The 15714-nt window shown below is 31.1% G+C and carries 14 protein-coding genes and 1 pseudogene; 10 read left to right on the top strand and 5 right to left on the bottom strand.

All coding sequences use genetic code 11. The features are described from left to right. Positions 1-101 precede the first annotated feature (101 nt). Both BIY23_RS05655 and BIY23_RS01835 read left to right on the top strand, forming a co-directional pair. Positions 102-329, top strand: a pseudogene (locus BIY23_RS05655) (hypothetical protein); the annotation flags it as partial. A gap of 97 nt (positions 330-426) precedes the next feature. Beyond that, positions 427-588: a hypothetical protein gene (locus BIY23_RS01835; RefSeq protein ID WP_186820134.1), complete on the top strand. Its 162-nt coding sequence runs from the start codon at positions 427-429 to the stop codon at positions 586-588. A gap of 124 nt (positions 589-712) precedes the next feature. Here BIY23_RS01835 and BIY23_RS04870 read toward each other — a convergent pair whose 3' ends face one another. Beyond that, complete coding sequence (locus BIY23_RS04870; RefSeq protein ID WP_261722494.1) at positions 713-1678, bottom strand: glycosyltransferase family 61 protein; 966 nt, start codon at positions 1676-1678, stop codon at positions 713-715. A 121-nt stretch (positions 1679-1799) separates the two neighbouring features. Here BIY23_RS04870 and BIY23_RS01825 point away from each other — a divergent pair, with 121 nt between their 5' ends. The 4 genes from BIY23_RS01825 to BIY23_RS01810 all read left to right on the top strand — a co-directional run bounded on the left by BIY23_RS01825 (position 1800) and on the right by BIY23_RS01810 (position 6075). After that, positions 1800-2924, top strand: a complete 1125-nt coding sequence (locus tag BIY23_RS01825) for an ankyrin repeat domain-containing protein (protein WP_070064871.1) — start codon at positions 1800-1802, stop codon at positions 2922-2924. Positions 2925-3949: 1025 nt separating this feature from the next. Next, positions 3950-4441, top strand: a complete 492-nt coding sequence (locus BIY23_RS01820; RefSeq protein ID WP_070064870.1) for a hypothetical protein — start codon at positions 3950-3952, stop codon at positions 4439-4441. A gap of 144 nt (positions 4442-4585) precedes the next feature. Next, positions 4586-4939, top strand: coding sequence for an ankyrin repeat domain-containing protein (locus BIY23_RS01815; protein ID WP_070064869.1), 354 nt, complete (start codon positions 4586-4588; stop codon positions 4937-4939). Positions 4940-4944: 5 nt separating this feature from the next. After that, a complete protein-coding gene (locus BIY23_RS01810; protein ID WP_070064868.1) occupies positions 4945-6075 on the top strand; it encodes a hypothetical protein in 1131 nt (376 codons plus the stop codon). Here BIY23_RS01810 and BIY23_RS01805 read toward each other — a convergent pair. Beyond that, entirely contained in the window at positions 6052-7641 is a 1590-nt protein-coding gene (locus tag BIY23_RS01805) for a CTP synthase (protein ID WP_070064887.1), read from the bottom strand. The two genes, BIY23_RS01810 and BIY23_RS01805, sit on opposite strands and share 24 nt — an antisense overlap. Before the next feature lie 7 nt (positions 7642-7648). Next, positions 7649-7966 (bottom strand): preprotein translocase subunit SecG, encoded by a 318-nt coding sequence (secG, locus tag BIY23_RS01800; RefSeq protein ID WP_070064867.1) that lies wholly within the window; start codon positions 7964-7966, stop codon positions 7649-7651. Between the two features lie 110 nt (positions 7967-8076). Between secG and radC the strand changes: the two genes are divergently transcribed. Genes radC through BIY23_RS01785 form a run of 3 tightly spaced genes read left to right on the top strand, consistent with a single transcriptional unit; the run spans position 8077 to position 12195 of the window. Next, entirely contained in the window at positions 8077-8754 is a 678-nt protein-coding gene (radC, locus tag BIY23_RS01795) for a RadC family protein (RefSeq protein WP_070064866.1), read from the top strand. Positions 8755-8776: 22 nt separating this feature from the next. Beyond that, on the top strand, positions 8777-10681 hold the full coding sequence (locus BIY23_RS01790; RefSeq protein WP_070064865.1) for a DUF3857 domain-containing protein: 1905 nt from the start codon (positions 8777-8779) through the stop codon (positions 10679-10681). Between the two features lie 56 nt (positions 10682-10737). Beyond that, the gene (locus BIY23_RS01785) at positions 10738-12195 is read left to right on the top strand and encodes an HlyD family type I secretion periplasmic adaptor subunit (protein WP_070064864.1); all 1458 of its coding nucleotides are present in this window, start codon (positions 10738-10740) and stop codon (positions 12193-12195) included. A 347-nt stretch (positions 12196-12542) separates the two neighbouring features. On the opposite strand, the gene BIY23_RS01780 is transcribed toward BIY23_RS01785, so the two are convergent. Further along, positions 12543-13721 carry an aspartate aminotransferase family protein gene (locus tag BIY23_RS01780; RefSeq protein ID WP_070064886.1) on the bottom strand — a complete coding sequence of 393 codons (1179 nt, stop codon included), beginning with the start codon at positions 13719-13721 and terminating at the stop codon, positions 12543-12545. Between the two features lie 40 nt (positions 13722-13761). Between BIY23_RS01780 and BIY23_RS01775 the strand changes: the two genes are divergently transcribed. Further along, positions 13762-15186: a sensor histidine kinase gene (locus tag BIY23_RS01775; RefSeq protein WP_070064863.1), complete on the top strand. Its 1425-nt coding sequence runs from the start codon at positions 13762-13764 to the stop codon at positions 15184-15186. Here BIY23_RS01775 and BIY23_RS05200 read toward each other — a convergent pair. Further along, positions 15183-15714 (bottom strand): hypothetical protein (locus tag BIY23_RS05200; RefSeq protein ID WP_186820133.1); only part of this gene is annotated, 532 nt, incomplete at its 5' end. The genes BIY23_RS01775 and BIY23_RS05200 overlap by 4 nt on opposite strands.

Here is a 15714-nt window from a genome sequence, read left to right as displayed (position 1 = left end):
TGTATAAATTGCACAAGCATTTCCAAAGATAAAACATTACAATAGACCCATTGCGAAATGCCAGAAGAAGAAATAATGATGATAGGTGAACTCCTTTACGTCTCGCCGTTGTAACTGGTCGTGCGTGTATTGTGAATCTTCTCATAGAAAAATCAGCAAACGCCAATGCTCGATATGATAATGGAGATATACCTTTACATGTCGCCGTTACATTAGACCGTCTAAAGATGATAGATGCTTTAATAAAACAAGGGGCGAGAGAACACTTTCTTAAGAAACAATTAAGATTGTATCTCTATGGAATTGCAAGCAGCAAGCCCAGAAGCTAAACAGCTTATTCAAAGCTCACAGATATATCAAAATTACATAAAATGGAAAGAGTGCTAATCACAAGCAAAGTGGCTAGTGCTAGAAAGAACATTTGCAATGAACAAACTATCACATGTCCAATATTTTTCTCCTGATATAATGTGGGAAGCACTAGAAATGGTTGACTCTAAAACTTTAAGTAAGTTTAATCTTGCAGCTTGTGAACCAAGGACAGGGTTAGAACATGTGACAGTAGACTCTTGTGGTTGTAGTAATTGATCAACATTTTATTTTAATCACCCACTGCCAACTGCTTTCCATAGTTTTTCACAATCTACACTTAGCATCACAAACCTCAATTTATTTTTAGATTTTACAATAAACCTATTTTTTCGATATTTACTCAAAACTTCTTACTAATAAACTGTATAAATTTTTCAATATCAACTACCATATCTTCATCTTTCATTTTATCAGCATAAAAAGGGTAATAGTAGCATGACATTATCTTGGACATTTGTCGATAAAAACTTCTTGGTTTATCATAATCAATTTCAACCACTTTACATCCAGGATTAGTAAAGATTAAGTTAGCAAATCCAGAACCATGAGGTCCAACAATTACTTGAGCATGATTAAAAATTTGTGCCTGCTCATAAGGAGACAATAACTCCAGATGTATTACTTTAAAGCCAATTTTCTCTAATTCAGTTATTAGTTCTTTCTCATTAATTATACGTCGCATGGAAGCATTAGCACGAGAGATATATATTCGGTCCCATACAACTGTATTATCTTGTTTAGTAAGAAAAATAGCCTTTAAATCATTCTTTAACCAATCAGGCAATGGGCTACCTTTTATTGGAATAAATGGTACAGACGGAACAATAAGATTTGTGGCCTGTATAACGCAATCTCCATTTATTATTAGCAGTTTTTCAGGAGGAATGTTTAAATATTGTAATACTATGTCTAAAGATTGAGTTTGCCATTTATATTTTACATTATTAATGTAAATACGATCATAAGAAAAACTTGAATTTTTTAATATAATCAATCTTGGTAGAATCTGTAACAACCAATGGTACCAATTTTCTGATCCGGGAGATGAAATAATAGCCAATGATCCATGAAAATACAAATGAGTGTCCTGATTTATGGTATTATTGTTTTTCATTAAACCATGTTGAGGAGATAAACTATTTTGCGTATCTTGTAATATATATCCATTTGAAGTTAATACTCCGCCTTCATTAACTACTACTCCATTTGGCAATTCTAAAATAAATTGATTGTTATCTAATAATTTTTCTATCTTTACTTGAGCTGCTAATGTCTTTACATCTATAAATTGTCTTACGTTATTCAATTCAATTGCTTGGATTGAACTAAAAAAACAGAGAAATAAGATGTAACACTGCTTTGTTATGTTCATAGAAAATTAATTATTTCCTTATGATAATACAAAATTAATACATAAAAACAACAACATGACAAGTAATACAGTAGATAGAGACGGGCGTACACCTTTGCATAATGCTATTATACATCTTTATAATAATGGTAACTACAACGGTCTGAATATGTCTATCGTGGGGCGCAAAATAGATGAGCTAATTAAAAAAGGAGTTGATGTTAATATGCAAGACAACAATGGGGAAACTCCTTTACACTTTGCTATAAAATATAATAAATTAACGGAATATAGAGGCGGTGACAGTCTGTCTCTCCCTAATAAGTTTATACATAGAACATATTTAGTTAAAGATATAATCGACAACTCTACTGCAATTAACACAAGTTTAAAAGATAATAATAACAATACTTATGTGCATTTAGCTATAAAACATAGTACATCAGATAACAAACATGATATTGATATTATTAAATATTTTATTGAAAAAACAGATGATATTAATGAAAAAAACAACGATGGAGATACACCACTACATATAGCTGCAGCAAAACATGGCTTACAAGATATAGTCGAATGTCTTATTCAAAAAGGTGCTGATATTAATGAACAAAACAACAATGGAGATACACCACTACATATAGCTGCAAAACATGGCTTACAAGATATAGTCAAATGTCTTATTCAAAAAGATGCTGATATTAATGAACAAAACAACAATGGAGATACACCACTACATATAGCTGCAAAACATGGTTTACAAGATATAGTCGAATGTCTTATTCAAAAAGGTGCTGATATTAATATAGTAAACAATGATCAACATACACCATTACATATGGCTATTTATAGTCAAAACAAAGATTTAGTTAAATTTCTTATTCAAGAAGGAACTGACATTAATGCATTAAATTATACAGATTATGCATACAAATTGGCCAATGAACACAAATATGAACCTGGACATAATTATGCTAATATCGCATCATATTTGGATGATTTATATAAAGCTAATGATAGTAGTACTATCTCTGATAGCAGTGTTATTATAGGATTAGTTGGTGCTTTTGTTTGTTTAGTAGTATCGTTTATTTTCTTTTGGTGGAAAACAGATTCTTCATCTTATTATGAAGACAACTCACACTCAGACCCTCTATCATTCTACGATGATGAACCAGAGTTTTCTGATGATCTCATATAAAAATATATTTTTTTAAATATACTTTTCTTTATTTCAAATACATAATACACTGATAAACTTTTAATTTTATCAACTGTGAGATCTGTATTTTCATCCATTACCTTACTGTGTTAAGTAGAGACCATTTGTGAGATGCTTCAACAAATGCTCAGTGTTTTGCTGATGTTCAGCCTATTTTTCTGTTTGCAATGTTCGCAAAGAGTCTTAGATTTTTTGCTATTTTAATTTTCAGTTTTTTGTTCTCTTTCTCTCCAAGTTTTACTCCTATTCTTTTATCAACTTTTATCCCTTTCTCTTACCTGATTTCACATTTCTTTTTTGGTCGCATTATCAAAAACTCAGTAAAATCTGTAACAATCCACGGCAGAAGATGAAATTCAATTATTATGCAGACTATGCCCATAAAATAGTTGATAACACATCCATTGTTGGCCTAATCACTTATGGTGGATAACCAGGTTTTCATTACTTATGCACTTCATCCATATTCTAACGATCTCATTTAACTTGGTTACAGTATTCTTACATATAGAATAATATATAATAATCTTTAAGCTTATATATTTCAGTTCCTTGATAAAGAATTGCTGATAGATGTCGGTTTAGGTAATCTGGAAAAAGTTAAAGATGTGGCGATTAAAGATGCTGTTATCGATAACCAAGGCTATTAGCACCGATATAATTCAAAAATAGTACAACAAAACGTAGATGATATTATTAATACTACTGATAATTATGCTTACTTGACTGATCCATATGATCCTTTTTGTCTGCATGATTGTAGAAACTCAAATGTTTGCGGTCTTCCCATTACCAAGTATAAAATTGAAGATGAATATATACGCTTTTATAATAATAACGGTGAAGAAATTAGTTTAATCCCTAAGATACAGTCTACTCATGATGTTGAGAGATATAATATGGATTATATGTAAATGCTGAATCAAATAGATTTTGTTATACATTATGTGATAATTTTACAATTGCAGAAAAAACACAAGTAATAAAAGATATACACAGTGCCTATGAGGCATTTAAAGAGAAATTTTTGCATTGACAATACTATTCAATGTCTTTCAGATAAAGATAATGAATATTGTAAAGTATATGATGGAAAATTATGTGTAAAAGATACTACTATGTGTATAGATCCTGAAGACTTTATACAGGATAACGGACAATTCTGTAAACCCAGAGAAGTTAAAGTGTATATATTTAATAACAGTATTGATTATTCAAAATATGGTACATTACTAGATTTTTCTAAGGGAGATATAGATAAAACTTCTGGTGTAACATTGGGGAAAAAAATATTGTGTTATAAATATGGTGCTATGGATTCCACACTGGCTCATGAATTAGGCCATCTATTTCCAAAACATTTTGCAGCAGGTAAAGTAAAAGAATTAGAATATGATAGAGAAGTCAAAATACTAGAAGACCATGGTCATAAATATACAGCTAGTGAATTTATAGCAAATGTGATAGGTCAAGAAGTATCAAAAAAAATTATATAGAAAGCCAGAAAATAACAACAGAGAATGACCAAACGGTATAATAGTAGTAGTTTACAGTATAGTGCGTAATAAACTCAAATGTAATTAGTAAATAATTAATATTTTAATTCTATTATTCTTTGGTAAGTGGATAAATAGAAAATAATGGCCCATATCACTAGCATACAATCGTTTTCTTATAAACTAAATAAGCAATCATGTAAAGCTGCTTCTGCAGGTAATTTAGATAGAGTTAAAGATCTCATTACAAAAGATGCTACTATTAATCCGAATATATCTGATGCAACATTGGGTGTTTTTGAAATACCTTTGCATGCAGCGATTAAAAAAGGTACTCACTTAGGTATAGTACAATATTTAATTACAGACGTTAATGCAAAAGATATAATAGGACAGATGCCATTGCACTTAGCTGTTCAGTTTAGCGAGATAATATTGAATATATTGTCAAAGCAGGTGCTGATGTTAATGCAGCAACAATCCAAACCTTTGGTTTAGTTTTCATGGCAGGCAAACCAGATATCGAAATAATACAGTTGCTTGATGCTCATTATGTTGATAATCATGCTAGATATGATCTGTTTACATCTGAATCAGAACTTCATGATTGTAGAAATCCAAATGCTTGCGGCCTATCAATAACGAGCTATAAAATTGATAATCATAATATACATTTTTATGGCAATAGTGGAAAAGAAATTAGCTCAATTCCTAAAATACAATCCAGTTATGCAGTGCATAAATATCATAATAATTTATATCAAAGTAGTGAATCAAGGAATTTTGATAAAGTTCCTGTACAAGTGAGAGATGTACTACCTTATCATTTTATACTCAAATATAAAGGCATAGATTTTATTGTAAATTATGACAACCTTACAGCTACAGAAAAAGAACAAACAAAAAAAGATATACAAAATGCCTACGAGATATTTAAAGAGAAATTTTGCATTGACAATACTATTAAATGTATTTCAGATAAAGATAGTGAATATTACAAAATATATGATGGAAAATTATGTGTAAAAGATACTACTACGTGTATGGATCCTGAAGGCTTTATACAGGATAACGGAAAATTCTGTGAACCCAGAGAAGTTAAAGTTTATATATTTAATAACAAAATTGATTATTCAAAATATGGTACATTACTAGGTTTTTCTAAGAAAGGTCTAGATACAAGTCTTGGTATATCATTGGGGAAAAAAATATTGTGTTATAAATATAATGATATGGATTCCACACTGGCTCATGAACTAGGCCATGTATTTCAAGGAAATTTTGCAGCAGGTAAAGTAAAAGAATTAGACAATGATCCAAACATTCCAGTACTAGAAGATGATGGCAGTAAATTTGACGCAAGTGAATTTATAGCAAATGTCATTGGCCAAGAAGTTGGGAAAAAAAATCATGATTCACTTATAGAAGATTCTAGTAATAGAATGAATACTAATAGTGGCACTGAAAACAATTTCATTATAGAAATACTTTGTTGTTTTATCGGTTTAATAGCATTGTTTTTTTGGTGGAAAACAAGTAGTGACGACGGTTCTGCACCACATCATGAAGATCAGCAGTTATCATTACTTTCCAATGAATCATATGATAAGTCATACTCTGATGATATTATTTAATTGAATGGCAGCCTTGACAAATGATGCAAAAATGGGATGAGGAGTAAATGGTCGTGACTTAAACTCCGGGTGAAATTGTACACCAATAAACCAAGGATGATCTTTCAACTCTATTACTTCTATACATGTGCCATCCTCTGAAATACCACTACATAACATTCCTCCTTGTTCTAAGATATCTTGGTAATTTTTGTTGATTATATACCTATGTCTATGTCTTTCTAGAATAGTAGTCATATTATATATTTCAGCAATCTTAGAACCAGCTTTGAGATTACAAGGATATTCCCCGAGTCTCATGGTACCACCAAGATCAACACTTTGATTATCAGCCAATTTTATAATAGGGTTTTGACATATATAGAATTCTTCAGAATGTACATCATCAAGTTTTATTACATCATGTGCAAATTCAATAACAGCAAGTTGCATACCAAGACATATTCCTAGAAATGGTATATTATTTATGCGAGCATAATTTATAGTTGAAATCTTTCCTTCTATGCCATGATCACCAAACCCACCAGGTACAAGAATTGCGTTAGATCCCTGTAGTTGTGCTTCTGCAAACTGTTCTCTTGAGTTAATCCAATTGATTTTAACCATTACATTATTACATATTGCTCCATGATGCAATGCTTCAACTAATGACTTATATGTATCTGGAAATTCTGTATATTTACCTACTATAGATATGGTAATCTCCTCTCCTATTGTATTTTGTACCAAGTCTGTCCACGCAGTAAGGTATGGTTTTGGTAGGTTTAAACCAAAATGTTCTAATATCTGTGTATCAAGTCCATATTGGTTATATAACACTGGTAATTCGTATATATAATTGACATCAGGTGCAGGAATCACATTAGATAAAGGGACATTACAGAGGTTAGCTATCTTTTCTTTTTGATGTTGAGAAATTTTTTGTTCACTGCGACATAATATTATATCTGGCTGTATACCAGCAAAATTTAGTTCACGCACTGAATGCTGCGTAGGTTTAGTTTTTAAATCTTGTGCTGCAGTGAGATATGGTACTAAAGTTAAGTGTATCAATATCACTCTCTGTTTTCCTAAGTGATAACTTATTTGACGTATAGCTTCTAAAAAAGGTTGACTTTCGATATCACCTACAGTACCCCCTACTTCACATATTAAAAAATCTAAATTTTCTCTACTATTAATAATAAAAGATTTGATTAAATCTGTAACATGTGGAATTACCTGCACTGTCTTTCCTAGGTAATCACCACGCCTCTCTTTTTTTAATAATTGATCATATACTTTACCAGTTGTTATGTTATCATGCTTAGTTGTTTGAATTCCAGTAAAGCGCTCATAATATCCTAAATCTAAATCTGTTTCTGCACCATCATTAGTAACAAATACTTCACCATGTTGAGCTGGATTCATTGTGCCAGCATCAATATTTAAATAAGGATCAAGTTTTCTAATATGTATTTTAAAACCATAAGCCTGTAATAATGCACCAATACTTGACGCTACTAAACCTTTACCAAGTGATGAAACTACCCCTCCGGTCACAAAAATAAATCTATTTATTTTCATTTTATTTTCATTCACTTCCAAATGGAACAGTAGCTTTTTGCTTTTTCTCTGCTAATTCTATTTTTTCTGCAATTGATTTTTTATGTAGCTCTTTTGAATACATCCCTGATAATAATAATGTATTAATGATAAATAACAGTGCGACTATACTGGTAGCCTTATTTAATGTGTCCATGGAGGATTTAATTGGAATGAGCGAGTTAAACCCTTGCTGTGAACTACTAAAACCACTTAATGAATTACCACCAGGTGGCTGTAAGAGCACCACAATGATTAGAATAATAACCAACACTATCTGACATATAACTAATATTGTGGTTGACATAAAGTAAAAGACACAAAGCTTATTAAAATTCTAGAGACATGAAGTAATTCAGTCAAGACTTTACTCACTGAGAGATTTAATTTATCTTATTATTAAAGAATATTGAAAAAATGACAAATGATTACACTAAAGGACATAGGAAGCGCTTGAGAACCAGGCTTATCTTAGATGGTGGGCAATCCCTTCTTGATTATGAAATTTTAGAGCATATTCTCTATTCAGCATATAGCAGAATCGATGTTAAGCCTATTGCTAAGAGGTTAATGTCTGATTTTGGCAGCTTAAATAAAATTTTCAATGCTGGGCTAGTAGCGTTACAAGACGTTGAAGGAGTAAATGATGCAGCAATATCTGCTATTTTTTGTGTAAAGCAAGTTTTTGTTCGTTGTGCTAGAGAAGAGATAAAGAGCTTGCCAATAATAAATAATTGGCAGAAACTAATTGATTATTTAAAAATTAGTATAGGAAATATAAATCATGAAAATTTACGTGTAATCTATATGAATAAAAAGTATCGTTTAATAGCTGAAGATTTACAAAATATTGGCACCGTAGACCAAACTCCTTTATATATTAGAGAAATCATAAAACGTGCTCTTGTTATTGGATCTACCTCTATTGTCATTTCTCACAATCATCCAAGTGGTGATATACAGCCATCTGGTCATGATATAGCTTTAACTAAACAATTAGCCGAAGCCTGTCAAAGTATAGGTATAGAATTAATAGATCATATTATTATTACGTTTAATAACTATTTTAGTTTTAAGAAAAATCATTTATTATAGGTAAAGTTTTATAAGGTAATATATGCAGACTTATTTAAAAATTTTTCTCTACTTATTATCATTTTTTGTAATTCATGTAGTTGAGGCAAGATGGTGTAATTATGAAGATGCTGGTTACGAATCTGAATTTATCAATGAAGATGTTGTTATTAATGCAGATGGTTCTACTAAGTCAATCATAGAATCACAGAATAAGATATTAAAGGAATCTGGACGTAGTACTTTTACTCACTATAACCTTACTTATAACAGTAATATTTCACAAATTACTATTTTAGCAGCTAAGACAATCTATAATGGCAAAGAATATAAGGTTAAAAAAGATATGATAGAAGATAAGCCTATAGCGAGCTCTGGTTATGGTTTTGATCAATTAAACCAGATTACTATATCTTTCCCTAAAGTAGAACTTGGTTCACAGGTGTACTTGAAGTACAAATCTATCAAGAAAAAACAGCCTATAAAGGATTTTTTCGGCAAAGTATTCGGTTTTAGCAGTCTAGGTTGTATAAAACAGTTTAATGGCAACATCAAATCAAAATTGCCGTTACACATTAAACTGAATGATCCCAGAAACTCATTAAAAATTGTTAATGAAAAAAAAGATGATGTACATAATATAAACATTACTTTATCAAAGCCAATTTGTGAATGTATAATAAATGAGCCACAATTCCTAGTTGATAGTAAATATTCGACTTGGATAATATTATCAAGCCTAAACAACTGGGAAGATTTTGCTAAGAAGCTGTTTCCTGGATATTACAATGTGATTAATCAAGAACTTCCTGAAATATTTATGGATATCGCAAACGCTGCTTCTAGTAGAGGTAGTGATACAGAACAGATCAATTTTATTACTTCAAGCTTAAGTGAAAAAATACAATATATGGGTGATTGGCGTACAATAGAAGGCGGTTACTTTCCGAGGGATTTAAAAAAAATTGCTGATTCTCAAGTTGGAGATTGCAAGGATTTTTCTGCAGCTACTGCTGCTATTCTACAGAAGCTTGGTTATAAGGTACAACCATTGTGGGTTACAAGAGGAACAACTGCAGCATTTCTGCACGTTTATCCATTACCTACTTTCACTGATTTTAATCATGTAATGTTAAAAGTAACTAGTAAAAAAGAAAAAGTATATTGGATTGATCCGACTAACATGGTTAGCATGGCTCAAGGCATTTTTCCAGATATTGCTGACAGAGATGCTTTAATATTAGATGATAAAGAAGCTGGTTTAACAAAGGTTCCTAAAATAGATTATCAGAATTCGAAAGTTATACATGACCGTGAGCTGATTATAAAGGATGATCTAGTGGAGCAACGTGGTGTTATTACTATGTGTGGAGAATCTGCTCAGCAATTCACAGGTTATGGTTTGGATGTTTCGAATGATCAGTTAAAAGAGATGGCATTTCATGAAATTAGTGGTACATACCTTGTTGAAGATGAAAAGAAATTCCTAGAATTACCAGATCTCACCTCACGTGTTGTAAAAGATTTAACTATAAAATATGTATTCCAAAAAAAGAATATGACTTATAAAACAAATTTAGGAAATGCATTCACTCTCAGAGCTAATGCATTCACTCTCAGAGCTCATGATTGGCTCCACAGAGTGATCAATACAGCTTCCGATCAAGTTTCAGACATTTTCATAGATATACCACAAACTATTGAAATACGTACGACAATAAAAGACATTAATGTAAAAGATTGTAGTCGTCTGAATTTTAAAGCAAACTCTCCATGGCTGCATGTCAATAGATCATGCAACCATCAAAATGGTAGTACTCAATTCATTGATACTATACTAATACTGAAAAACTTCATTACCAATGAAGAGCTGAAAAGTGTAGAGTATAAAAATTTAAAAAATAAGCTAGAAAGTGATTTTGCAAATGTTTCTGTAATAATAAATTAATATTTATCAGACACATTACGTTTGTACCGTGATAATTTTTAGGTAGGTAGTATAAAATGCAAACAATAAAATCTGGAAAGTCAAAGTTTTTAGACAGAGTCTTTGGATCTCTAGATGCAATCACTAGTTTTATTTTGAAACGTGAAAGTAATCACGTGAATGAAGTTCTGAGAATAACATGGGGGCCGCTATTTTTTGGACTTGTAGTAATGTTAATTTTTTTTGGAATAGGAGGTGTTTGGTCAGTAATTGCACCAATTGAGGGAGCAGTACATGCTAGAGGAGAAGTTATAGTATCTTCAAATAGAAAAATAATTCAGCATCTTGGTGGTGGCATAATAAGTAAGATTCTTGTAAAGGATGGTCAAGTAGTAAAAAAAGATGAGCCTTTGGTGTTGTTAAGTAATGTTAATGAAAAAGCGAATTTAAGTATTACAAAGGAAAAATTATTATCACTTTCAGCAACTGAAGCAAGATTAATTGCTATTAGAGGAGATTTAGATACATTGATTTTTTCGGACTACATCAGAAGTCTATCTAGCAATGAAGTTGTAGACAGAGTAATAAAAAATCAAATCAAATTATTTAATTCTCAGCGAAATAGTATCTTAGGGAAAATCAATATATTACAACAACGTGTAAAACAATTACATGATGAATTAACAGGTATAAACTCCCAATTAAATGCAGCTATTAAGCAGTATGATTTAGTTAGCGAAGAACTAGAAATGAAAAGACAATTACTTGAGAGTGGGCATATAGGTAGACCACATATTTTAGTTTTAGAAAAACAATTTGCTGAAGTTGAAGGACGTGTGGGTCATTATCGAGCAGCAATATCTCAGGTACAGCAAAAAATAGGAGAAAATGAATTAGAAGTAATCAATAAAAAAAATGATTATCAAGAGAAAGCAAATGCTGAACTAAAAGAAATCAGTACATCGATAGATGGCTTAAAAGAGAGGTTAATTGTAGCAGAAGATTCGTTAGCACGTACTATGATTAAATCTCCTCAAGATGGTACAGTAACAGACATACGATATCATACAGAGGGTGGTGTGATACAATCTGGTATGCCGATTATGACTGTTGTGCCATCAGATGATGATCTAGTGATAGATGCTAAAATTCAAACTAGCAATATAGAGGAAATATTATCTGCACAAAGAGCAGGTAACAAGGTAGTGTCTATTGATGGTTTAGAAGGACTCAGGGTCAAAGTACGGTTAACTGCTTATAGTGCACGTAGGTTAAGTGCTATTAATGGTATAGTGACCCATATTTCTCCTGATGCTTTAGATGACCCAAGATTAGGTCGTTCTGACCCAAAATTAGATCGTTATTATTTAATACGCGTTATCATACCAAAGTCAGAGCTTGCTCAGTTTAAGAATGTGTACTTATATCCAGGTATGCCAGCAGATGTTTCAATAGTGACTCAGTCACGTACATTATTATCATTTCTATTTACGCCTATCCTTGCGACACTCGATAGGGCTTTTATAGAAAGATAAATAACACTGCTGGCTTATAAGCTGTCTTAGCTAGTGCGAAGATCGCTTGCTTGAATGAATGTAGAAATTCATTCATTACCTTACCCTTTAAAAGCTATATAGTAGTTATACGGTTTTTTATACTGAGTCAAATATTATTTAACAATACCTAAGAGTAGAAGAAGGTCTATATATGAATATAAGCATAAACTTCATAATGGTTAGTGCATGTTTTCCTTAAACCTGATGCTCGTACGTAGCAGAACTTTGCTACCTTGAACTTGTAACTTTCTCCATCAACAGCACTAACCTTGTTTGCTTTTTTTAACGTAAGTAAAAAGCTCATCCAGTGCTGGTATATTTTGTATTTACTTTTTAAATATAGGAAATTTTTCTACTAAATATTTACGTAAAATCTCAATACCTTCATCAATCTCTGCTTTAGTGATAATTAATGGTGGCAGAATTCTTACCACTTGATCTGACGTGGTACCAACAGTAAGTAAACCACGATAACTTAATTCACGAGCAAACTCTTGATTATCTGTTTTAATTTTTATTCCAAGCATTAATCCCTTGCCACGTATTTCTTCTATTACTGAAAATTCATTAGCCAGATCCTGCAACTTGTTGTATAAATATCTACTATTAATTTCTACGTTATCTAGAAAACCAGGAGCCAGTAACACATCCAGCACAGTATTGCCTATTGAAGTCGCAAGTGGATTACCACCAAAAGTAGAACCATGCATACCTACTTGCATGTACTGAGCAGCTTCTTCAGTTGCAAGACAAATTCCTAATGGAAAACCTCCCCCTATTCCTTTTGCAAGAGCACATATATCTGGTTTAACATCTATATGCTCATACGCAAATAATTTTCCAGTTCTACCAGCACCACACTGTATACAATCAAAAAATAATAATATATCATGTTCATCGCAGATCTTTCTTAATTCTCGTAAAAATTCTGTTTTTATTACCTTTACCCCACCCTGACCTTGTATTGGTTCTACAAGTATCACACCAATCTTATTGTGTACAATAGCTTCTTTTACACTAAAAATATCAGGCTCTATATTGTCACACCAATTAATATATGGTTCAAGTAATTTTGAGAATCCTTTTCTATCGTTCAATGCAGCAGTCAGGAAAGTTCTTCCATGAAACGCGCCTTGAAATGTCAAAATCCTGTAACGGTTTTTCCCATGTTGATACGACCTAGCAATCTTTAATCCAGATTCTACTGCTTCTGCTCCAGAATTAACAAAAAACACAGTATCAGCAAAGCTATTTCTTATTAATTTAATAGCAAAATCATGGGCAGCTTCTACTCTATAACTATTTGAAACGTGCCACAATTTTTCTCCCTGTGTCTTTAAAATATGAACTAATTGTGGATTAGCATGACCAAGACTATTTACAGCTATTCCAGAGTGAAAATCCACATAACGTTTGTTAATGTCATCATATAAGTAAACACCTTTTCCATATGAAAATTTTATATCAACTGGTAAATAAACTGGTACAATTGGAAAAGTTGTCATAAAAATAGATACAGTAAATGCTATATACACAAATCCTACAATGAGGGAGTTCAGTAAATCATTATTTACAATAATATTACAAAAAAGCAATTATATAACACAATCCATAAAATTACTTCTATTAATTTTTACGCTCTTTTCTGGGATAATATATTACAGCCTTTCACTCAAAAAATGCCTACTTTCTTCCTATTACATGACTCATATAAACTTAAAAACTATGTTAGAAAATAGTATTGTTAAAAAACATTATTATCTATTAACAAATAAATATAACGAGTATAAAAATTTTGGTTATATAAATCAATTAGTAAAATTAAGAGCTGAATTGTTACAAATTTTCAATAATGTGAAAGATATTAATTTGATATTATATGATCAAAATGGTAAAATGATATTTAGTAATTTTAATTTAAATATTCAAGGTCATTATTATGAACAACAGGTATTGACAAGCAATGAAATTGATAGCTTACTCAGTCACCAAGAAATATTTTATAACATAAAAAATAGGTTAATTTCAATATTTCCTATTTTCTATGAAAATAATGCAAAGCCATCATTTTTTCTCAAAATTTTTCAAGAATATAACACGTCCTATATTACAATATATAATTTATTTCTAATATTCATAAGCCTATTATTAATCATCTTAGTACTAATAATGTATTACCTGAATACTTCTAACACCCGTATCTTAGCTAAACAGCATAAGACCAACATTGAATTACAGCAAGTAAAAGAAGTGCTTGAACAAGAAAACAGGAATAAATTAAAATTTTTTGCAAGCGTCACTCATGAGTTACGTACACCTCTTAATGCAGTCATTGGATTTGCAGAATTAATCAGGACAATAGACGATACACAATATAAAGAATACGCAGATGAGATACATAATGCAGGCATACATCTACTTAGTTTGATTAATGATGTGTTAGATTTTTCAAAAGCAGAATCAAGCAGCCTAACAGTAGAAAAAACAAAATTTAATTTGAATAAAATAATAGATTCATGTCTGAATATGTTAGCACCCAAACTAAAAGTAACAGGTATTAGCTTGAAAAAAGAAATACCGCCAAAACAACTATTAATTACTGCGGACCCAAAAAGAATGAAACAGGTCATAATAAATCTGCTATCGAACTCCATAAAGTTTACTCCTAAAAACGGTTTGATTAGAATGGTTCTAAAAGAAAACATAGAAAAAAATTTATTAATTATGGAATTTCACGATAACGGAATAGGAATAATGCAGCAAGATATATACAAAGTTATGTCTGTATTTGGACAAGCAGATTCAGGCTATAGAAATGAAGGAACAGGGATAGGATTACCGCTAAGTAAAAAATTAGTAGAACTCATGGGCGGAACTTTTGAAATTAAGAGTGAATCCAATTATGGCACTACAATAATATTAAACTTCTTTTATGAAGAACAGACATGCGAAGATTCAATGAATTTTTAAAACCAATTTGCAGAATAGTCATAAATTTCATCATCTGATCCAGAATCTTCACATAAATATGGAGCTCTACTTTTTATTCTCATTATAAAGTCTTCTACCGCAGTATTAATATCATGTGACTCAGCAGATCTTATACTTCTACCGCTTGCATTGCTATTTTGCATGTGGTCTTCATTTAGATCAAATTTTTTATCTAGGTCTGCATTCTTTGCACATTTGTCTGTTAATTCTGTTAATTTTTTATCTAGATCTGCATTCTTTGCACATTTGTCTGTTAATTCTGTTAATTTTTTATCTAGATCTGCATTCTTTGCACACTTGTCTGTTAATTCTGTTAATTTTTTATCTAGGTCTACATTCTTTACGTACTTCGTGTCTGTTAATTCTGTTAATTTTTTATCTAGATCTGCATTCTTTGCATACTTCGTGTCCAATTTCAAACCATCTATCTTGTCTGTTAATTTTTTATCTAGATCTGCATTCTTTGCACACTTGTCTGTTAATTCTGTTAATTTTTTATCTAGGTCT

This window comes from Wolbachia pipientis (genome assembly GCF_001752665.1).
GTDB lineage: Bacteria > Pseudomonadota > Alphaproteobacteria > Rickettsiales > Anaplasmataceae > Wolbachia > Wolbachia pipientis_A.
The sequence above is the reverse complement of the archived record's forward strand: the minus strand, read 5'-3'. Positions and strand labels throughout refer to the sequence as shown.